This is a genomic window from Streptomyces sp. NPDC060064 (assembly GCF_042736455.1).
In the GTDB taxonomy this organism is placed as follows: Bacteria; Actinomycetota; Actinomycetes; order Streptomycetales; family Streptomycetaceae; genus Streptomyces.
Genome location: NZ_JBHWWF010000007.1, coordinates 233,681 through 253,450, shown reverse-complemented (window position 1 = coordinate 253,450; position 19,770 = coordinate 233,681). Strand labels below are relative to the sequence as shown.

Here is a 19,770-nt window from a genome sequence, read left to right as displayed (position 1 = left end):
CTATGGACAACTCGTTCGATGACGACAGCGCGGAGTTCTTCGTGTTGGTGAACGGCGAAGGCCAGTTCTCTCTGTGGCCGGCGGCCATCAGCATCCCGGGCGGCTGGTCCGTGGTTCACGGGAAGGACAGTCGCCAAGCGTGTGTGGACTATGTGGACGAGCACTGGGTCGACATGCGTCCTCGGTCCTTGGTGGAGGCCATGGAAGGAAACTGACCGTTTGACCGGACGCAGTCCGGCGCCCTCGGGCCTCCGAGGACACTCGAGGCGGCTGTGGAGGTGGCTCCACAGCCGCCGTCGGCGGAGGCCTGCTGCGGCCAGTGGCGCCTGAGGCGAGCCGGGACACGACTGGACAACAGACTTAGAGGTGACTGAACGTGAAGAATTTCGGGCGGGCCGTGGGGGTCCGCATTGACGGCCGAGGAGAGGGGGTTAGGGGTAAACGACGTATTCCACTCCTTCTGGCGGTAGCGGGCTTCGCTTATTTGCTCGACCTGTGCAGCAAGCTGGCTGTGGTCTCGGAGTTGGAGAATCACCCCCCTGTTGGGGTGATGGGTACCTGGCTTGAACTGCGCGTGATGCGCAATTCCGGCGCGGCGTTCGGTATCGGTGGGGCGACGACCATCCTGTTCACCGTCATCGCCCTGACCGTCGCCCTGGTGATCGTCCGTCTGGCACGTAGGCTCTACAGCGTCCCATGGGCGATTGCGTTGGGTCTTCTGCTGGGCGGTGCACTCGGTAACCTGACGGACCGTCTCTTCCGCTCTCCCGGCGACTTGCAGGGTGCGGTTGTCGACTTCATCTCCGTCCGTGGTTTCAGCGTTATGAACCTCGCCGACTGGGCGATCGTCTGCGGGGCTGTCTTGATCGTATTCTTCTCCTTCCGAGGCTGGGAGTTGGACAACGCCGGTGAAGAAGTTGGTGACGAGAACGCTGAAGCCGCTTAAGCGCGTGACAAAGCAGCAAACGACGGAATTCCCCGGTGAGGGTGTTCACTTTTTCGGTCCGAGGATGATGGAGGCGTCGTGTACGACGTGATCGTGGTGGGAGCGCGCTGTGCGGGGGCGCCGACGGCAATGCTTATGGCCCGTGCCGGATACCGCGTCCTGCTATTGGAGAAGGCGCATTTTCCGCAGGACAAGCTCTCCTCCCATTACCTCCACCAACCGGGGGTCGCGTTGCTCGGCCGCTGGGGCCTGTTGGAGAAGATACGAGACACCAACTGCACGCCCATCGATCGCGTCAGTTACGAGACCTCGGGTGTTCGGCTGGAGGGCTCTCTGCTGCCGGAAGACGGGTACAGCACGACGTACGCGCCCAGGCGATTCGTGCTCGACCCGATTCTTGCCGACGCCGCGGTCGCAGCCGGCGCCGAGTTCCGCGAGGGATGCACGGTCACTGGACTGCTCCGCGAGGGCGACAGGGTCGCCGGTGTGAAGTACAAGACGGCCGACGGAGATGAGTTCACCGAGCGCGCGCATCTGGTCGTCGGCGCGGACGGTATGCGGTCGGTGGTCGCGCGGCTCGTCGAGGCGCCGAAAATCATCGAGAATCCGCCCATGACCTGTACGTACTACAGCTACTGGGAGGGTCTGCCCGCGCATTTCGAGCTGTACGAACGACCCGGCCGATGGATCGGCGTCGTTCCGACCAATGACGGGCGCACGCTCGTAATGACGTACTTCCCTCAGTCGGAGTTCCAACAGGTGCGCACCGACGCCCAGTCCGCCTACCTGGACGCGATCCGCACCACGGCTCCAGAACTGAGCGAGCGGATGTCCTCCGCCCGCCAGGTCGAACGGCTCTACGGCACGGGTGAACAGCTCAACTTCATGCGGCAGCCGTCCGGACCGGGCTGGGCCCTGGTCGGCGACGCTGCCCACCACAAGGACTCGATTGCCGCGCGGGGGATCACCGACGCTTTCCTGCAAGCGCAGATGCTCACCGATCACATCGGTGAGGACCTGCACGACCCGACGGCGCTCGCGGCGGCATGCCACCGCTACGCGCGGGACCTGCAGGAGAAGTTTGTGGAGTTCTATCGCGGCACTTTGAACGTGGCCGAACTCAGGGTCCCGGAGGAACGGGTGTCCCTCCTCCGAGCCATATCCACCAACCAGAAACTGGTGGACCGCTACTTCGCCACGCTGTCCGGGGTCTGCACCATCGACGAGTTCTACAACGAGGAACTACTGGAGACGATCGCCCAAGGCTGACGGAAGCGGGGCGGTCGGCCACGAATGGATCCTCGCCGGATCGTGCCGCGAGGCGTACCCGGTTTGTTGGTTGCCTCGCCGGTCTGTCGCGTGACTCGCCGACTGCCCGCTGTCGACCCGCACCGCAGAGCTTCGACGCGGCCACTGCGCGATGTACGCCGTGCTCAACGCGACCCGGTTCCGGAATCTGCTCGCCTGCCAACCGAGTGGGCGGCCGGGTCCGGGCCGGGAAGCCCCGTGCACGGGTGCGCCCGCGCCGGTCGGTGACGCGTGCCGTCGCGGCGTCCGCATCACCCAGGTCTCGGGCTTGGTCGGACGAAGCTCCTCGATGACGCGATGGTAGTCATGGCCCCGCTTGCTGACCCGGTCGTGCGGGGCCGCCGCATCGGCCGAGACGTGACTCCTGGTGAGCGGTGCGCAATGCAGCTGGTGTCGACCTGGATGCCTCCGGCACCGTCGCCCCGGTTCCGGGGCGACCTGAACCTCGCCATCCCGATCGGCGACCTTCGGCAGCTCCACTTCGCGAAGAGAGTCTTTGAACTCCTTGGGATCGAAACGAACGACGGACTGAAGGTCCAAGGGCAGGGGAATTTTCGGTGGGGGCTGACGAAGAAGCCGAAAGCATTCGGCGAATGCTGGACCAGGCAGTGGTCCGCGCCGTCGGAAGGGCCGTGGACATGGGGTGTTCCCCGACTGTTCGGCGCAGGAGGAGGCCTGGCGGATCCTCGTCCGGGGCGGTGCTCACTACGGTTATCCCCCGGGCAGCGCCTCACGCGACACCGCACGTGGGGTCCAACTCACCCGAGCCGGACCCGGACCCTGTCCCGAAAACGTGGCAGCAGGGCCTTCGAAACCGGCATGGCGAAGGCACGGTCCTCCAGGACTGAGTGCCGGATCTGGTCCGCGACCGGGTTGACGACCCAACAACGTGGAAGCGGTCGACGCCGGCACACCTCGCCTGTGGCGGTCGCACCGTTGACACGGTGTCGTCGATCACCAGGACGACCTGGGCGTTGGCCTGCACGTTGCGAACTTCCGGGTCGCGCCCATCGCGTGCCCGCGGACGACGATGTCGCCGGTCTCCTCGTCGAGGAACGCGCCGACCGGGTTGTTCTGGGGCACCGCTGGCACCCACGGCGGCGAGGCGGCCACCCGGCCGAACAGTGCCTGCTGGTTGGCCTCGCCGACGACGAAGCAGTCGTCCTGGTCGTCGATCAGGGCCAGGTCCGCCCAGCCGCGGGAGACGAGTGCGCGGCGGCCCTGCGCGCGGACCGCCTTGACGGCCACCCGGGCGATGTCCTTCGAGGCGCGCATGGGCATGCTGCCGAAGCCCACGTACACCGGTGGTGTGCCGGCGTCCAGGAACGCCACCAACTCGGCCAGGAGGGGGCGTTCGTCCGGCCGACGTCAGGAGCTCGTGAGGATGACGAGTTGCTGGGTCGCTCGGGTCATCGCGACGTAGCGGTCGACCGCTCCTTCGATGCCCATGCCGAACGCCTCTGGGTCGATGAGGACGACCAGGTCGAACTCGAGCCCCTTCGACAGCTCCGGGGTCAGCGACCGGACGCGGGACGTCGTCCGGAATGTGGGATCGCCGATGACGCAGGCGATCCCGTCGGCATGCGCGGCGAGCCAGGTGTCGAGGATCGAGCTCAGATCCGAAGCAGATCCGTGGACGACGGGGACGGCGCTGCTGCGGATGGAGGTCGGCACGTTGGCGTCCGGGAGCACGGCCCGGATGACCGGCTCGGCTTCCGCCATGATTTCTTCCGGCGTCCGGTAGTTGATGCTCAGGGAGGCCAGGTTGATCCGGTCGAGCCCGATCCGCTCGAGCCGTTCCTGCCACGACTCCGTGAACCCGTGCCTGGCCTGGGCGCGGTCCCCGACGATAGTGAAGCTCCGGGACGGGCACCGGAGCAGCAGCATCTGCCACTCCGCGTCGGTCAGTTCCTGGGCCTCGTCCACGACGATGTGCGCGAACGGGCCGGCGAGCAGGTCCGGTTCGGTGCCGGGCTGTGCGGTCTCGTCGACCAGGGTGTCCTGCAGGTCCCGTCCGTGCAGCATCCCCACCGCGCCTTCGCTCTCGTCGATCAGGATGTTCTGCAGCAGGCTGTCGATGACGTCGGCCCGGCGCGCGCGTTCGGCGGTGACGGAGGCCTCGTGCCGACGCTTGCGTACTGACGCCTCCGGGTCGCCGAGCCGCTGCCGAGCCGCATCCAGGAGCGGCAGGTCGGACACCGTCCAGGCCTGGGCGTCCTCGCGCTGCAGCTGCCGTACGTCATCGGGGCTGAGCCAGGGAGCGCACTTTCGCAGGTAGGCGGGTACCGACCACAGGTCTCCTACGAGGTCGGCCGCTTCGATCAGCGGCCACGCGCGGTCGAAGGTGGTGCGCAGCTCCCTGTTCTGCCCCAGCGACTTGCGGAGCAGGTCGGCCGAGACATCACCGTCGTGCTTGTCCACCAGGATCGTGAGCAGCTCCTCCCAGATCTGGTCGCGCGCCTCGTTGTGCGGAGTACCGGGTGCTGCTTCGAACGCCACGGCCCAATCGTCGGCGCTCAACCAGATGTCGGACCAGTGGGTCGTGACCGTCATTCCCTTGGTGGGCGGTTCCTCGTAGAACCTGACGGCCGGCTCGATCGCCTTCACCAGGTCCGCGGACGACTTCAGGAGGGCCACGTTCGGGTCGGCCTCGATCGCTGCTCCGGCACCCTCGGTGACGAGGTCCCGCAGGGTGCAGGTCTGCACGCCCTCCTCTCCGAGGCTGGGGAGGACGTCGGCGACATAGGCCAGGTAGGGCCGGTGCGGGCCGACGAACAGCACGCCGCCCCGGCGGTGACCGAGGCGAGGGTCGGAGTAGAGGAGGTAGGCGGAGCGGTGCAGAGCGACGACGGTCTTCCCCGTACCCGGACCGCCGTCGACGACGAGAGCGCCGCGGGACCCCGCCCGGATGATGGCGTCCTGGTCGGCCTGGATGGTGCCGAGCACGTCTCGCATGCGTGGCGACCGGTTGCTGCCCAGGCTGGCGATGAAGGCGGACTGGTCGTCGAGCGCGGCGTGCCCGACAAACCCGTCCGAGGTGAACACCTCGTCCCAGTAGTCGCTGATCCGGCCGCGGGTCCAGCGGTACCTGCGGCGGCTTGCCAGACCCATCGGGTTGCCGTGGGTGGCTCCGAAGAACGGCTCGGCCGCGGGGGAGCGCCAGTCGACCACCAGCCGACGACCCGCGCTGTCCGTAAGGCCAAGTCGTCCGACGTACACGGGCTCGGGGTCGTCCGCGCCGACCATGTGTCCGAGGCACAGGTCCAGACCGAAGCGACGCAGCGCGCGCAGGCGAGCGGTCAGCCGGTGGATCTCCGCATCCCGGTCCATCGCCTGCCGGCCAACGCCGCCGGGCGCCTTGAGCTCGGCATCGAGGCGGTCGGACAGTTCGGCGATCGAGTGCTCGAGGCACTCCGCGATGGCCGCGAAGTGCTGCTCATCGCCGGCGATCAGCGTCGGGTCGGCCTTGGGAGAGAGGTGGTAGGGAAGGTCAAACGCCCTGGTGGTCAGGGGGTTCACGTCATTGGCTCCGATCTGAGGTCACTTGCGACCATTGCGTGCAGCAAGGCGTCCGGACCGGCGTCACGAACCTGGTGGCCATGACGAGCAACGCTCCGCCTGAGGTGGACCGCGTTGCCGTTGTCGGTTCAGGTCGCCAGGGTGTGCAGGTTCTCGTGTTCCGGGTCCTGGCTCGACGATCCCGCGTGGTTCACGCGGACACGGGCGGCCTTTCTCGGCTGACCGCGTCGAGCAGCAGCTTCGCGGCCACCGTCGCCCCGTCGGTGCGGATCGTGGCGGCCACGGCGATCGCTCGTGCGCGGGTCTCGGGGGTCAGGGCAGTTTTGAGCGCGGCTGACAGGGACTCGAAGGTCGGAGTCGGACCGTCGTGTGCCGCGCCGATGCCCAACTCGGCCACCCGGCCGGCCCAGTACGGCTGGTCCACGATCTGGGGTACCACCACCTGGGGCGCGCCGGCCCGGGTGGCCGTCGTCGTGGTGCCCGCGCCGCCGTGGTGCACGACGGCGGCCACCCGGCCGAACAGTGCCTGCTGGTTGGCCTCGCCGACGACGAAGCAGTCGTCCTGGTCGTCGATCAGGGCCAGGTCCGCCCAGCCGCGGGAGACGAGTGCGCGGCGGCCCTGCGCGCGGACCGCCTCGATGGCCACCCGGGCGATGTCCTTCGAGGCGCGCATGGGCATGCTGCCGAAGCCCACGTACACCGGTGGTGCGCCGGCGTCCAGGAACGCCACCAGCTCGGCCGGTAGCGGGCGTTCGTCCGGCAGGATCCACGCGCCGGTCTGCACGACGTCGAGGTCCGCCGGCTCCTGCCACGGCCCAAGGGTCGGGTCTGCCGCCAGCCATGGCTGGTCGGTGAAGACGTGGTCGCGGACGTTGTCCACCGGTGGCAGGCCGATCGACGCCCGGTGCCTGTTGAGGGCCTCGCCGTACAGCGCGTTCACGTTCCGGGCGTCCAGGTCCCACAGCACCCGGTTGTCGGTCTCGTCCGGTGGGAACGGCTCGCCCGGCCGCTGCGACGGCCGGTAGTGCGGCGACGGCAGGGTGACCGGCTGGAAGCACGCGTACAGGTAGTGGATGCCCAGCTTCTCGGCCACCGACCGCATGCCGGCCGGCAGCAGGCCGGTCGCCACCAGCGCATCACAACCCTCGGCCGCCGCGCCGACCGTGTCGAAGTGCTCGGCGACCAGCGCGGCCGCGATCCGGGGCACGTCCGCCGCCGACGGCGGCGTCGCCCCGGTCACCAGCGCGCGCACCGACTGGCCGAACGGCACCAGCTCCACGCCGACACCGGCCAGCAGCTTCGCGAACTCCTCGTCCGGCGGCGCGCACACCCGCACCTCCGCGCCGAGTTCCCGCAACCGCACCGCGAGTCCCACCAGCGGTTCGACGTCCCCGCGCGACCCGTACGTCGACAACAACACGCGCATTTCGTGACTCTCGTTTCCGTAGATTCTGGCCTCGGCCGGAGATTCTGCGGCACGACCGGGGTCTTGCCGCAAGCCCCCCGGTGCGCTATAAGTTAAGAGTGGCAAGGAGAGTGGGTACTCTCTTTGCCCTTTGTCGTCCGCTGTGGACGGACAACCTCCTCGGGAAGCGGCGGCGCGCCGCGTACGGCGGTACCGTCGCCCAGGAGGAACTCCCCTGGGCCTATCGAGCATTGCGTTTCTTGCGCGGTGAGTGTCACGGTCATCACTGGCGCACTCAATCGGTATCCCGCTGCTCAATGGCCCGTGCCTGCTGCGGTACCGGCGAGTAGTTGCCCTTCCAGGAGGACGTGTGGGCCAAACTCGCCCGCACCGCGGCGGTGCTGGAGTTCACCGCCTGCGACAAGCCGGCCGAGCTACTACTCCCAGGCTGGGATGCCGCGCTGCTGGGCTGCAGTCCGACCACGTACGTTCAGTCGCCGAGGGCGAGGTGGACGCCGAAGCCGGCTATGACCGTGCCGCTGATCCGGTCGAGGATCCGGCGTGCTGAGGGGCGCCGAAGGCTGCCACGGAGCACCCGGGCGAATGCGATCAGTACGCCCGACCAGAGCGAGGCGAGCAGGATGTGCACGCCGGCCAGCAGGGTGCCGGTCGTCAGGTGCGGGGCGCCGGTCGGAATGAATTGGGGTAGGACAGCCATGTAGAAGGCGCCCACCTTGGGGTTGAGCAGGTTCGTCAGGGTGCCCCGGCGCCAGCCGCTCCCGAAGCCGCCGTCAGTATCCGGCTCGTGCGCAGCGTCGGCCTGAGCCAGATCCGCCCGAGCCCGTCGGCGCAGGGTCGATGCCAGGATCCGGCATCCCATCCACACCAGATACGCGGCCCCTGCCCATCGGAGTATCGCGTAGGCGAGGTGGGAGGCGGTCAGTACAGCGGTGATGCCGAGCGAACTGAGCACACCCCAGACGAGGGTTCCGGTCTGGATGCCGAGGACGACGCCCCAGGCGCGCCTGCGGTGACCCAGTGCAGCGGTGCGCAGTATGAGGGCGGTGTCGAGGCCGGGTATGAGCGTGAGGAGTCCCACGATCAGTGCGAAGGACCCCAGTGCGGAGGCAGTGATCATGAGTGGCCACTGTAATGCCGGAGCCGTCAACTTCCCATTTTCTGCCCGGAATCGGGCAGGGGAACTCTTGTAACGTACGCTGAATGACGTGCACCATAGGAACGGTCGAGTGCATCTGGCGGTATCCGATCAAGTCGACGGGAGGTGAACAGTTGCAGCGAGCGGACGTTGACACCCGTGGTCTCGTCGGCGACCGCCTCTTTGCGGTGCGCGACGGCAAGGGCAAGTTCGGCTCGGGGAAGAACACCCGACGATTCCGCCGCATGCCCGGCCTGCTGCAGTTGCGTTCCCGCTACCCGGACGGAACGGAGCAGCCCGAACTGCTGGATCCGGACGGCGTGACCGTTGCGGAGCCGACTGCCTACCTTCGCCGATATCTTGGCCGACACGACGTCGAACTGGCCCGCGAGGAAGCCATCTCCCACTTCGACCAGCTTCCTCTCAGCATCCTGACCACAGCCACCCTCGACTGGGTGCGCGCGGCCGTACCCGATGTGCCGGTTGACGAGCGGCGCTTCCGGCCGAATCTCCTGGTGCGGACACCACCGGGTACCCGTCCGTTCGTCGAGGACGAGTGGTTCGGGTGCAAAGCGTGGATCGGCGGTGCCCTGCGCGTGGAGTTCGTGCGCTCCAGCGAGCGGTGTGTCATGACCAATGAGGCCCAGCAGGATCTGCCTCATTCCTCGCTGGTACTGCGAGCAATTGCGAAGGCACATCACGCCCGGCTGGATGCCCTGGCCATAGTGGTGGCGCCCGGCCCGGTGAGTTCCGGGGACGCTGTCGTTCTCATCTGACGAGGCCCATTGCCGTGCGGCGCACGTCACTTGTCAGTTCCGCACGACACCACGCCTGCAAAGTCAGCAGCGGTGAGATGGATCTGGGACAGCGAGGGGGCCACGGCGGTGTGATCGTCAGGCCCCCTCGTGTCGCCCTGGTTCAGGAGGCACTGGGCGGCGAGCAGCCCGCCGTACCGCCCAGGCGCGGAAACCGACACTGGATGGCGACTGAACTGAGCGACGGCGGTTTCCGTATCGGAGAGATGTGTGGCCTTCACCTGGTCGTTGACGAACGAGAACGAACGCCTCAACAAGCGCCTCAGTGCGGCCAGGGGCAAGGCACGGTTCGCCGACAAGCGCATCGCCGCGCTCGAAGCGCACATCGCCGAGCAGCTCGCTCCGCAGAACTCCGACTGACGTCGGATGCGGACCTCACGCCGTCGGCGCGCGTGTTGAACGGCAGTTTCAAGCCGTGGGTTGTTGTTGGGTGGCGCAGTGGATGCCGCCGCCGCCTTCGGCGATGGTGTGGATCTCCAGCTGGACGACCTCGCGGTCGGGGTAGAGGTCGCTGATGAGAGCGGCGGCCTGGTTGTCGGCCTTCCGGTCGCCGAAGCGGGGCATGAGGACGGCGTCGTTGGCGATGTAGTAGTTGGCGTAGGAGCCGAGGAACGCCTCGCCGCGGCGGCCGAGTTTGGCGGGGTCGGGCTCGGGAAGGTCGATGATCTCGAACTTCTTGCCGCGGGCGTCGGTCGATTTCTCCAGGACACCGCGGGCCTGGTCGTAGGCGCGGGTCCACACGTCGGGTCCGTCGCCGTCCCAGGCGCGGCTGAGCAGGACGACGCCGTCCTCGCCGAAGCGGGCCAGGGAGTCGACGTGGTAGTCGGTGATGTCCTGGCCCTTGACGCCCTTGAGCCAGATCACCTTGTCGGCTCCGACCAGGTGTTTGAGGGAGTTCTCGATCTCGTCGCGGCTCAGGTCGGCGTTGCGGTTGGGGTTGACCAGGGAGCTCTCGGTGACCAGGAGGATGCCGTGTCCATCGACCTCCAGTGAGCCGCCTTCCCCCACCAGGGGCGCATCGATGCGGGGCACCCCGGCGTACTCCAGGACGGCGCGAGCGACCTGCGCGTCACGCTCGTGCTCCTGCTTGCCGCCCCAGCCGTTGAAGTGCAGGTCGATGCCCTGAACGCCTTTGGGGCCTTCGATGAAGGTGGGGCCGCTGTCGCGTATCCACAAATCGTCTGTGGCCGTCTCGATCACCTCGACGCCGGATCCGCAGGCCCGGCGGGCAGTCTTGATCTCTTCCTTGGCGGCCAGCATGACCACCGGCTCGAATTCGGCCAGGGCCCGGGCGATGCCCGCGATGTCGCCCTGGACGTCTTTCGCCATGTCCTCCCAGACCGAGTCCAGTGCCGGCCACGACATGAAGGTCCGGACGTGTTCCTGTATCTCCGCAGGCATGAACAGCTCGGTGTGCTGCTGGCCGGGCGTCCTCTTCTCGCCGGTCCCGGTCGGCCGGCCGCCTGTCGGCTTCTTCTCCCGTTCCGCGGCGCAGGCCGTCAGACCCGCGCCGGCCAGTGCGGCCGTCACGCTGCCCCGCAGCACGCTTCGGCGGTTCGGTCTCCTCATGACACGACTCCATCTTGTCGATCCTGACTGAAATTTCAGTCAGGAATGAGGCTAGCATTGCAGACGTCACCACCCATGAACACCCGGAGGAGACCGCAGCCGTGTCTGCCCGCCGTACCGCCATCCTGGAAGCAGCCGCCCGCGTCATCGCCCAGCGCGGCATCAGGGGCCTGCGAGTCGAAGAGCTCGCTGAGGAAGCCGGCGTGTCGACCTCACTGATCTACTACCACTTCCGCGACCGGGCCGGGCTCCTCGCCCGCACCCTGGAGTTCATCAACACCCGCGCCGAGCACTACACCCACCCCACCGCCGACCCCCACGCCGACCCCCGCGGCCACCTGGAAGAAATGCTCCTCCTCGAGCTCCAGGACAATCCAGCCGTCATCGAGAACAGCACCGCCTGGGGAGAACTCCGCTCCACCGCCGTCTTCCAGCCCGAACTGCGCGAACAACTCCGCACCACCACCGACAGCTGGAACGACTACGCCAGCGACCTCATCCACCGCGCCCAGCAGACCGGCCACGCCGCACCCGACATCAATCCCGACGACGCCGCCGACCGGCTCACCGCCCTCGTCGAAGGACTCAGCAAACGCTGGCTCAGCGGCACCCTCACCCTGGAACGCGCCCGCCACCTCCTACGCGGTGCCCTCACGGCCGAACTCGACCCCTGACAACCAGCCCCCTCCAAGCTGGAGGTCACCGTGCATGGCGGTCAGCCCTCGGCGCGACCGTGCTGGAGCGGACGGACCAGCTCCGCCCGCCAGCGCCCTCGTCTGCTACCGCCTCTACACCAACTGAGGCGATCTTTTATTGGTTTGCCGCCGGCCGGCCCGGTCGGATAGGAAGCTTGCATGCTAAAGGGCAGCAAGGTCGGGCTCAGGGCCCGGCACGAGGACGACATCCCGATCCTGCAGGCCGAGCTCTACGACGACGTGGTCAACTCCTCGCGGGCCGAAGGCCGGCCGTGGCGGCCGATCACGCCCGGCTCGAAGGACTCGCCGCTCGTGGTGGACGACAAGGAACAGCGGCACGTCCCGTTCTCCGTGGTAGAGCTGGACGACGACACGCTGGTCGGCACCGCGTCGCTGTGGAGCATCGACAACCACAACCGGTCCGCGCACATCGGGCTGGGGCTGCTGCCGTCCTCCCGCGGCAAGGGATACGGCACCGACGTGGTCGCGGTGCTGTGCCACTACGGTTTCGTCGTGCGCGGCCTGCAGCGGCTGCAGATCGAGACGCTGTCGGACAACGCCGCGATGCTGCGCTCCGCCGAGCGCAACGGCTTCGTCCGCGAGGGCGTGCTGCGCTCCTCGGCCTGGGTGATGGGCGAGTTCCTGGACGAGGTGCTGCTCGGGCTCCTCGTCCAGGACTGGACGCCGGACTCGAAGCGCTAGGTGTATTGCCCTGTGAGGTTGGGGACGCCTTCGTCACCAACCTCCGTGGACAGAACAGCTAGGCTGCCGCCCGACGGTCAAGGGCGGGCTGCGGAGCCGACATGGACGGCCGAGGGCCAGGACGGCGATGTTGTCCCGCGTGGGCCGTGGGCCCTGTTCGCCGACCGACAAAGCGATACGCTCCAGACCGAGGACGCCTATCCAGACGTGGAGGCCCTTGACGGGCCGCCACCGCTGGGTGGTCGAGCGCACCATGTCCTGGCTCAATGGCTGCCGCCGCCTGCACAGGCGCTACGAGCGCAAAGCCGAGCACTTCCTGGATCCACAAACGCGAAGAAGTCCAGGAGGTCGGTGGCGCCGGGGATCGGAACTATCGACCTCGTTGCTGCAGGTACGGATGAGCCGGGCCCATTCGGCCTCGCTGTATGGCTGGTGCGAGCCGTACGACCCGTCACTGAAGATGCAGTGCACGCCCAGCGGGTCAAGCGTGACGTTGGCCGGCATCGGACCACCGCCGGTTCGTCGTCGAACTCAGTCTCGAGCTCCAGCTCGGCCTCCTCATCCAGCAGGGCCGTACTCCTTGCCGACCCGCCGGTACAGGGACGTGAACAGGCGGAGCACGACCAGACGGTGGAGGTACGCTTCCGTGGTCAGTGAGCTGGAATGGCCGAGCAGATCGCGCAGAATCAGCAGCGGCTCCTGGGTCCGCAGGTAGCTCGCCAGGGCGGCATCGTCATCGGTGTCGCGGACCTGCCGGGCGGCCTGTTCGTACCGGCCGCGCATCAGCCGCGCCATCGTCGCCATGGCCATGGAATCCCTTGTGTCCGCGGAGGCCGTGTGCGGGTGACCCCGTGTGGCGATTGAGCAGGCGTGTCGTTGCGGACCACTTTCGCGACGCAGGCAGCCGGTGGTGTTGCATTCCGAGACCGTCGATGTGACGCGTATCACTCTCCGGGTGCCTCTGGTCGGGCATGCGCGATCATGACCGGAATGGACACTCGTTTCCTTGGCATCGCTGATCTGGTCGAAGCCCCGTCCGTGGCGGTCGTAGTCGACGTCATGCGTGCTTTCACTGTGGCTGCATGGGCCTTTGCCCAGGGGGCGGAAAAGATCGTTCTTGCTGAGTCGCTGGACGAAGCCCTGGCGCTCAGGGCTTCCCATCCGGATTGGGTGGCGCTCAAAGACGGTCCGCCCGCGCCCGGGTTCGACATGGTCAACTCGCCGGGCCTGCTGCGGTCTATTGACCTTGGCGGACGGACCGTTGTGCAGAAAACCACGGCAGGGACAGTCGGCGCCCTTGCGGTCAAGGAGGCGCCGCTGGTGCTGTGTGCCAGCTTCGTGGTGGCGGAGGCAACGGCTCAGCTCTTGCGGACGCGCAAGAGTGACAGTGTCACGTTCGTGGTCACTGGCGACGATGGGCAGGCCGATGAAGATCTGGCGTGTGCTCAATACATCGCTCGGAGAGCCACCGAGGCTGGGACGGATGCTGCTGAGTTCCTCCGCCGCGCTGCCGAGTCGCGCGCCGCCGCCGAACTGGCGGACGGGGTGCGCCAAGGAGTCCATCCTGATGACGTTGCGCTCTGTCTTGAGGTCGACCGGTTCCCCTTTGCCATGGTGGCGACCTTGGAAGGCTCGCTCATGGTCCTGCGTCCACGCGCGATGCCTTCGCTGACTGACGAGGACCCGGTCTGATCGCTGGTGAGGTCTACTTTCAGCATGCGAGAGCGAGCACCCTGTCGGGCTTGCGGTATCAACTGCATGTCCCGATGGCGGTGGTTCGGGGCGGCGGCAGGCGGCTGACCCGAGTTGTTGCGGCGGCGGCGGCGGCTTCGCGGCGCCGGATGGTCTCCTGTCTCGCCGGCCTCGCGCATGGCGTTCAGGTGTCGTTCGAACTCGACGCGGAGGTGAGTGTAGGGGCGGGTGCCGTAGAACGCGGTGCGGTCGGCGTGCTCGGCCCAGACAGGCCGGTGGCAGGGGTGATGGGTGGCCTGCGGGCAACGGGCGGAGTCACACATCCCGATCAGGGGACGGTCGGCTGTCGGGGTGCCGGCCAGCTTGAGGCAGAGTGCCCGGGACGGGTCGGTGAACCAGCAGTAGTTCGCGGGCCCGAGGTGAAGGACCTTGGCGCGTTTGGTCAGCAGGTTGAGGACGTCACGGTCACTGCGCTGCGTCTTGGGTGCCGTCGCCGTTGCTGTTGCCGGGTCGAGCTTCTCGTCGATGCTGGCGAAGAACTCGGTCAGGTTCCGGGCACCAGGGCCGGCCGGGAGGATGCCCTGCTGGTAGTTGCGGAACTCTTCCAGGATCAAGTCGAGGTTCCGGTCGCTTTCGTCCTGTTGACCTCGGCCAGCAACTCGGCCTGAGCCCCGCCGGGGCGGGAGGCGTACCCTTCTGTCGTGGCCACTGCGATGTGCCTTAGGTGTATTTGGAGGCCAGCACGCCGCCCGGTCGGTAGGCCATTTCCAGGGCCAGTGTGCGACGCAGCCGCCTCAGATTGACCTGCCCCTCCGGGATGGCAGCCAGCCCGAGACGGTGTCCCGCAGGGGAGTTGATCCAGTTGCGGTCCACTTGTAACGGACGGTGAAGGCGAACCTTCCGAAGAGCAGGGCGCTGTCCTGTCGGTCGTCATGCAGGTCTTCGGCGAGTTCGACGGCGCGGTGGACGGGCTCGATGACGATCCATTCGTCGTCGGTGCCGCCCAGTGGCTGCTCTTTGACGACCTTGCTGGCGAGCGGCAGCGTCAAACCTGCGCCCGAAGGGGCGCAGGGACAAGCGAGCCGCTGGCGTCGATTGCACGTTCCGGCCAGGAATCGCTGTGCCGCCGTGCATTCGTGGACCCTGCGGAGGCATACCTGCCGGTCCGTGCCCTGTGCGCCTGGCACGGACGCGATCAGCCCCCGGCTCGCGCCGGGGGCTGATCGCGTGGCCCGCTATCCCGGGCGCTCAGGCCTGGGAGGTGTCGACCATCGCAGCTAGTACGGACTGCCAGTCCTCCCCGGGCTGTTCGCGCAGTGCGGTGGCCAGCCGGTCCGCGCGGTACTGCCAGGGGTGGTCGAGGTCCGGATGCACCCGCTCGGCGAGCTGGATCTCACTGTCGCCGGCGAGGAGCGTACGCAGCTCGGCGGCGAGGTCCTGCCACGCGACGTGACCGCTCAGGGCGTTGGCCACGCCGTGGACGGGCGTGTCCAGGCAGGCGGTCACAGCACGGGCCAGGGCAGCGGCGTGGACCCACGGGGCGCCGTACCAGTCGCGCCCGGCTGTGCCGGGCCGTGGGAGCGTGATCGGCTCTCCGGCGAGGGCAGCCTGATAGAGCAACCCGGTCGCGCCCCAGCGCAACTGATCGCGCAGCCGGTCATGCGGACCCCACACGATGGGCGAGCGCACGACGCTGGCCCCGCCCCGGCCCCCGGTGCCGGCTGCCCGCATCAGCATCTGTTCGCAGTCGAGCTTCGCCTGTCCGTACGCGCTCAACGGCTGTTGGGAAGCCGACTCCTCGGCCACCCACGGCTCCGTGGGACGTCCATAGGCGTCCACGCTGCTGACGAAGACGAACGGGCCGCTGTGCCAGGCGTCGACCATCGCTTCCATCGCCGCCACGTCCACCTCGGGACGGGTGAAGGTGCAGGCGGCGTGGATCACCGCGTCCGCACTCTCCACGGCGGCGCGCAGGCCGTCCAGGTCGGTCAGATCACCCTCGACGACGTCCACACCGTCCCCGGCCACCAGATGCGCCGACTCGGGACGGGCCAGCGCGAGCACCGGCCTCCCCTGGGCGACGAGTTCGCGCAGGAGGAACGCTCCCACGCCGCCCGTGCCGCCGGTCACCAGCACGGTGCCCTTGCGTGCCCGCCGGGTACGTGACACCGGCGGAGCCGTCGAGGCCGCCGCCGCGCGTTCCGTCTCACGCGCGTCGAGCAGCGCGGCGAGTGCGCGCGGTGTCCGGTTCTGCATCACATCGAGACCGGTCAGCGGCAGCCTGAGCCCGGTGCGCAAGCGCTCCGCAAGCTGCACGGCGATCAGTGAATGGCCACCAAGGACAAAGAAGTCGTCGTCCGGCGCCGGGGTCCGGCCCAGCAAAGCGGTGAACGCCGCCGTCACCGCGTGCGCACGGTCCCCGTTCAGGGCGGAGGCTGATGCCGCGCCGGGCAGCCGGGCGGCATCCAGTGCGCCGTCGGCGCTCCGCGGCATCGCGTCCAGCAGCGTCACCGCGGCCGGGACGAGTTCCCGGGCGAGGACGGACCGGAGATGGGCTCGTAACTCGGCGGGCGAGGGGCCCCCGGTCTCCCGCAGGACGGCATAGGCGATGAGCGGTCCGGTCGTCGGCTGCGGCACGGCCGCATCGCTCACCTGCGGATGAGTCCGAAGCCGGGTCTCGGCAGGATGGCAGTCGTCGTCGGCCGGGACCGCCCACGGTCGGCCGGGCAGCCGTGACAGTGTCAGTTCCGGGTCGACGGCGACTGCGGCCAGCAGGTCGGCGAAGGCGTCTGCCAGCTGGTCTCCCGCCTCCGTCGCCAGCGCTGCCTGACCGTACTGGACCAGGCAGGCGGGCTCGTCGATGTCCATGAGGCCGAACGACAGGTCGAACTTGGCTTCACCGAGGCCGACTTCGACGGGCTCGGCGACCGTGCCGGGCAGCGGGAGCGCCGTGGGCTCCCGCAGCACGTCCGCGGTGACCCGCACCAGCGGCGTGCCGTCGGCGTCCCGCGCGGCGGCGCCGAGCCGCTCCAGGATCAGGTCGAAGGGAACGTCCCGGTGCTCCTGGGCCTCCAGCAACGCGTCCCGCACCCGGTCCACAAGGATCCCGAACTCCGGGTTGCCGGACAGGTTCACACGTATCGGAAGGGTATTGACGCACAGTCCGACGAGACCGCGCATGGCCGCCCCCTCGCGGTGGGTGCCGGCGCAGCCGATGACCAGGTCGTCCTCGCCGGTGAACCGCTGCAGCGCGGCGAAGGCGGCGGCGAGGGACACCGTGAAGAGGGTGGCCCGGTGCTGCCTGCCCAGCTCTCGCAGTGCAGGCAGCACCGAGGCGTCCAGCTTCGTGGTGCGGGCGACGGCCGGCCGCGTGCCCAGGCCGGCGGAAGGGTGCGCGGGCCGGGGCAGCCGCAGTGGTACCGCTCCGGCGAGCCGGCGCGTCCAGTGCCCCAGTCCCGCATCGAGGCGGCCGGCCGCCGCGTGCTCTCGACGCGCGTAGTCCGGGTACTGCGGCGGCTCCGGCTGTTCGTGAGGGCGTCCGTCCACGGCGGCTGCGTACAGCTGGGTCAGTTCGTCGGCGACGGTCTCCAGCGACCCGCCGTCGATGGTGATGTGGTGGAAGGTCAGCAGCACGGTGTGGTCCTGGGGGCCGTGCCGCAGCACCAGGGCGCGCGGCAGGGGACCCGCAGCCAGGTCGAACGGACGGCGCGCCTCCTCGGCGAGCGCCTGCGCGCCGTCGCCGTCGACCTCCACCACCGGCACGGCGATCGTGCCGGGCGCGGGGAGCGTCTCCTGGTACGGCTCGTCGCCGCGCTGACCGTAACGGGTGCGCAAGACGGCGTGGCGTCGTACGAGCGCGGTGAGTGCGACGGTGAAGGCGTCCACGTCGAGCGGCCCGTGCAGCCGGGTGGCGAAGGGCACGCTGTAGAGGGAGCCTCCCTGGCCGAGGCGGTCCATCAGCCACATCCGGCGCTGGGCGTGGGAGAGCGGGGCAGGCCCCTGGGCGTGGACGGCTGTGGGGACCGGGGCGGCCGGGCGGGTGCCGGCGCGGGCCCGGGCCCTGCGCAGCAGTTCCTCCTGCAGTGTGACGGAGCCGGGGGTGCTGTCAGTGGCCATCGGTGTCCTCCGGCGCGTCGAGGTGGAGATCGCTGTGGTTGGCCAGCAGGGCGCGCTCGACGAGGGCGGCCTGTCCGGCCACCGTGGGGGCGGCGAAGAAGTCGGGCAGGGACAGCTCCACTCCGAGCTCCTCGCGCAGGTCGTCCGTGACGACCAGAGCGAGCAGGGAGTGGCCGCCGTAGGCGAGGAAGTCGGCGTCCGGCCTGTTCACTTCGCAGCCCAGGCTGCGGCTCCACACCTCGGCGACAGCCTGCTGGATCGGGGTCAGCGCCTGGGTGGCGCCTTCGGCGTCGGCGGTGCCGTGAAGAGCGGTGAGCGCGCGCCGGTCCACCTTGCCGGAGACCGTCAGGGGCAGCCGCTCCACGAGGGTCAGCTCGTCGGGGACCAGATGGGCGGGCAGCTGTTCGGCGAGCCGCGCCCTCAGCGTCTCGGCACGAGGTACCGGGCCGGGAGCGGCTACGACGAAGGCGGCCAGGCGGGCGTCGTCCGCTGCGGGCCGGCGCACGGTCACAGCGGCGTCGTCCACCTCCGCCTGCTCGCGCAGGATGTGCTCGACCTCGCCCGGCTCGATGCGGAATCCGCGGACCTTGACCTGGTCGTCGACGCGGCCGTGGAAGTCCAGAACTCCGTCCGGGCGCCCCGAGACCAGGTCGCCGGAGCGGTACAGGCGGCCCAGCGACGCATGGTCCACGAAGCGTTCGGCGGTCAGCTCCGGCCGTCCCGCGTATCCGCCTGCCAGACGGCTGCCGCCGATCCACAGTTCACCGTGTTCGCCCGGCGCGACCGGCTGCCCGGTCCCGTCCAGGACGTGTGTGACGGCACCGGCGACCGGGCGGCCGATCGGCACCGGGCCGTCGCAGTCCGCATCGGTGACCCTGTGCGCCGTCGCGAACGTCGTCGTCTCCGTCGGCCCGTAGCCATTGACCAACTCCAGCCAGGGAAACGCGCGCAGCACCGCGCGGGCATGCTGGGCGGCCATCGCCTCGCCTCCCACCACCACCGTGCGGAGCACCGAGAACACCCGGGAGCGGCGGGCAGCCAGCTGGTGGAACAGCGCCGTGGTGAAGAACGCCACGGTCACGCCGTGCCGCTCCACCTGCTGGGCCAGATCCTCGAAGGAGGGCCGCTCGACGGTGCACACCACCACGGCGGCTCCGTTGGCGAGGGCCGACCACACCTCGAAGGTCGAGGCGTCGAAGGTGGTCGGCGAGTGGAACAGCACCCGGTCGCGGGCGGTGACGGTGGCGTACTGCGGAGCGGTGACCAGTTGGGCGATACCGCCGTGGGTGACCGTCACGCCCTTGGGAAGGCCGGTGGACCCCGAGGTGAACAGGACGAGCGCCGTCGCGTTCGGGCCGGGCTCCACCGCGGGCAGCTCGGCGCCGGTCAGCAGTGGATCGTCGGGCAGCGCCAGGGTGGCGCCCGTGGGGGCCGCGGATTCGAGCAGCTTGCTGTCTCCGACCGTCAGTGTCGCCCCGGCGGTGGCGAGCATGGCTTCGGTACGCGGACGCGGGTGTGCCGGATCGAGCGGCACGCACGCAGCGCCTGCCCACCACAACGCGAGCTGCGCGACGAGCGTGCGGGCCGATCGCGGCACCAGCAGCGCCACCCGGTCGCCTGGGCGGACGCCATGGTCGTGCAGGTGTGCGGCCAGAGCGCGGGCGGAGGTGACCAGCTGCGCGTACGTCAGTGTGGTGTCGCCGTCCATCACGGCCAGGGCCTGCGGGGTCTGCTCGGCGTGCCGCGCCACCAGGGCGGGCAGGCCGGAGGCGTACGCGGACGGTGTGCGGTCAGCCGGCACGGGGCTTTCCTTCCTGTGGTCGGGGGTGTTCGCCAGGACGGTCGCC

17 protein-coding genes and 2 pseudogenes are annotated in these 19,770 nt (G+C 69.0%); 10 read left to right on the top strand and 9 right to left on the bottom strand.

Annotation, left to right across the window (positions count from 1 at the left end):
- Positions 1–2: 2 nt before the first annotated feature.
- The 3 genes from ACFWDI_RS12160 (at position 3) to ACFWDI_RS12150 (ending at position 2,215) form a co-directional block, all read left to right on the top strand.
- The gene (locus ACFWDI_RS12160) at positions 3–215 is read left to right on the top strand and encodes an MbtH family protein (protein ID WP_385303258.1); all 213 of its coding nucleotides are present in this window, start codon (positions 3–5) and stop codon (positions 213–215) included.
- A gap of 161 nt (positions 216–376) precedes the next feature.
- Positions 377–946 carry a signal peptidase II gene (locus ACFWDI_RS12155; protein WP_385303255.1) on the top strand — a complete coding sequence of 190 codons (570 nt, stop codon included), beginning with the start codon at positions 377–379 and terminating at the stop codon, positions 944–946.
- Between the two features lie 78 nt (positions 947–1,024).
- Positions 1,025–2,215: an NAD(P)/FAD-dependent oxidoreductase gene (locus ACFWDI_RS12150; protein WP_385303253.1), complete on the top strand. Its 1,191-nt coding sequence runs from the start codon at positions 1,025–1,027 to the stop codon at positions 2,213–2,215.
- A gap of 1,143 nt (positions 2,216–3,358) precedes the next feature.
- On the opposite strand, the pseudogene ACFWDI_RS12145 reads toward ACFWDI_RS12150, so the two are convergent.
- From ACFWDI_RS12145 to ACFWDI_RS12130, 4 genes and pseudogenes are all read right to left on the bottom strand, one after another.
- A pseudogene (locus ACFWDI_RS12145) lies at positions 3,359–3,616 on the bottom strand (glycosyltransferase); the annotation flags it as partial.
- Between the two features lie 6 nt (positions 3,617–3,622).
- Positions 3,623–5,773 carry an RNA polymerase recycling motor ATPase HelR gene (gene helR / locus ACFWDI_RS12140; protein ID WP_385303251.1) on the bottom strand — a complete coding sequence of 717 codons (2,151 nt, stop codon included), beginning with the start codon at positions 5,771–5,773 and terminating at the stop codon, positions 3,623–3,625.
- A gap of 190 nt (positions 5,774–5,963) precedes the next feature.
- Complete coding sequence (locus ACFWDI_RS12135) at positions 5,964–7,199, bottom strand: glycosyltransferase (RefSeq protein ID WP_385303250.1); 1,236 nt, start codon at positions 7,197–7,199, stop codon at positions 5,964–5,966.
- A gap of 469 nt (positions 7,200–7,668) precedes the next feature.
- Complete coding sequence (locus tag ACFWDI_RS12130; protein WP_385303248.1) at positions 7,669–8,316, bottom strand: LysE family translocator; 648 nt, start codon at positions 8,314–8,316, stop codon at positions 7,669–7,671.
- A gap of 83 nt (positions 8,317–8,399) precedes the next feature.
- Here ACFWDI_RS12130 and ACFWDI_RS12125 point away from each other — a divergent pair, with 83 nt between their 5' ends.
- Complete coding sequence (locus ACFWDI_RS12125) at positions 8,400–9,110, top strand: MOSC domain-containing protein (RefSeq protein ID WP_385303247.1); 711 nt, start codon at positions 8,400–8,402, stop codon at positions 9,108–9,110.
- A gap of 249 nt (positions 9,111–9,359) precedes the next feature.
- A complete protein-coding gene (locus ACFWDI_RS12120; RefSeq protein WP_385303245.1) occupies positions 9,360–9,509 on the top strand; it encodes a hypothetical protein in 150 nt (49 codons plus the stop codon).
- A gap of 48 nt (positions 9,510–9,557) precedes the next feature.
- On the opposite strand, the gene ACFWDI_RS12115 is transcribed toward ACFWDI_RS12120, so the two are convergent.
- On the bottom strand, positions 9,558–10,718 hold the full coding sequence (locus tag ACFWDI_RS12115; protein WP_385303243.1) for an agmatine/peptidylarginine deiminase: 1,161 nt from the start codon (positions 10,716–10,718) through the stop codon (positions 9,558–9,560).
- 101 nt (positions 10,719–10,819) lie between these two features.
- Between ACFWDI_RS12115 and ACFWDI_RS12110 the strand changes: the two genes are divergently transcribed.
- From ACFWDI_RS12110 to ACFWDI_RS12100, 3 genes and pseudogenes are all read left to right on the top strand, one after another.
- Positions 10,820–11,392, top strand: coding sequence for a TetR/AcrR family transcriptional regulator (locus ACFWDI_RS12110; RefSeq protein ID WP_385303241.1), 573 nt, complete (start codon positions 10,820–10,822; stop codon positions 11,390–11,392).
- Between the two features lie 180 nt (positions 11,393–11,572).
- Entirely contained in the window at positions 11,573–12,115 is a 543-nt protein-coding gene (locus ACFWDI_RS12105; protein ID WP_385303239.1) for a GNAT family N-acetyltransferase, read from the top strand.
- Positions 12,116–12,203: 88 nt separating this feature from the next.
- Positions 12,204–12,425 (top strand): annotated as a pseudogene (locus tag ACFWDI_RS12100) (transposase); the annotation flags it as partial.
- Between the two features lie 248 nt (positions 12,426–12,673).
- Here the strand turns inward: ACFWDI_RS12100 and ACFWDI_RS12095 are convergent.
- Positions 12,674–12,925: a hypothetical protein gene (locus ACFWDI_RS12095; RefSeq protein WP_385303237.1), complete on the bottom strand. Its 252-nt coding sequence runs from the start codon at positions 12,923–12,925 to the stop codon at positions 12,674–12,676.
- Between the two features lie 180 nt (positions 12,926–13,105).
- Here ACFWDI_RS12095 and ACFWDI_RS12090 point away from each other — a divergent pair, with 180 nt between their 5' ends.
- Entirely contained in the window at positions 13,106–13,807 is a 702-nt protein-coding gene (locus ACFWDI_RS12090; protein WP_385303234.1) for a 2-phosphosulfolactate phosphatase, read from the top strand.
- Positions 13,808–13,857: 50 nt separating this feature from the next.
- Positions 13,858–14,475 (top strand): hypothetical protein, encoded by a 618-nt coding sequence (locus tag ACFWDI_RS12085; RefSeq protein ID WP_385303233.1) that lies wholly within the window; start codon positions 13,858–13,860, stop codon positions 14,473–14,475.
- Positions 14,476–14,601: 126 nt separating this feature from the next.
- Here ACFWDI_RS12085 and ACFWDI_RS12080 read toward each other — a convergent pair whose 3' ends face one another.
- The 3 genes from ACFWDI_RS12080 to ACFWDI_RS12070 all read right to left on the bottom strand — a co-directional run bounded on the left by ACFWDI_RS12080 (position 14,602) and on the right by ACFWDI_RS12070 (position 19,724).
- Complete coding sequence (locus ACFWDI_RS12080; protein WP_385303232.1) at positions 14,602–14,856, bottom strand: hypothetical protein; 255 nt, start codon at positions 14,854–14,856, stop codon at positions 14,602–14,604.
- 199 nt (positions 14,857–15,055) lie between these two features.
- Complete coding sequence (locus ACFWDI_RS12075; protein ID WP_385303230.1) at positions 15,056–17,923, bottom strand: condensation domain-containing protein; 2,868 nt, start codon at positions 17,921–17,923, stop codon at positions 15,056–15,058.
- On the bottom strand, positions 17,913–19,724 hold the full coding sequence (locus tag ACFWDI_RS12070; RefSeq protein ID WP_385303228.1) for an amino acid adenylation domain-containing protein: 1,812 nt from the start codon (positions 19,722–19,724) through the stop codon (positions 17,913–17,915). The genes ACFWDI_RS12075 and ACFWDI_RS12070 overlap by 11 nt, the downstream gene beginning before the upstream one ends.
- Positions 19,725–19,770 lie beyond the last annotated feature (46 nt).

Bases quoted from the DNA above. Each gene is read 5' to 3' on its own strand.
- ACFWDI_RS12075 (WP_385303230.1), bottom strand. From the start codon at position 17,923: ATGGCCACTGACAGCACCCCCGGCTCCGTCACACTGCAGGAGGAACTG.
- ACFWDI_RS12115 (WP_385303243.1), bottom strand. From the start codon at position 10,718: ATGAGGAGACCGAACCGCCGAAGCGTGCTGCGGGGCAGCGTGACGGCC.
- ACFWDI_RS12130 (WP_385303248.1), bottom strand. From the start codon at position 8,316: ATGATCACTGCCTCCGCACTGGGGTCCTTCGCACTGATCGTGGGACTC.
- ACFWDI_RS12160 (WP_385303258.1), top strand. From the start codon at position 3: ATGGACAACTCGTTCGATGACGACAGCGCGGAGTTCTTCGTGTTGGTG.
- ACFWDI_RS12105 (WP_385303239.1), top strand. From the start codon at position 11,573: ATGCTAAAGGGCAGCAAGGTCGGGCTCAGGGCCCGGCACGAGGACGAC.
- ACFWDI_RS12095 (WP_385303237.1), bottom strand. From the start codon at position 12,925: ATGGCCATGGCGACGATGGCGCGGCTGATGCGCGGCCGGTACGAACAG.
- ACFWDI_RS12125 (WP_385303247.1), top strand. From the start codon at position 8,400: ATGACGTGCACCATAGGAACGGTCGAGTGCATCTGGCGGTATCCGATC.
- ACFWDI_RS12135 (WP_385303250.1), bottom strand. From the start codon at position 7,199: ATGCGCGTGTTGTTGTCGACGTACGGGTCGCGCGGGGACGTCGAACCG.
- ACFWDI_RS12090 (WP_385303234.1), top strand. From the start codon at position 13,106: ATGGACACTCGTTTCCTTGGCATCGCTGATCTGGTCGAAGCCCCGTCC.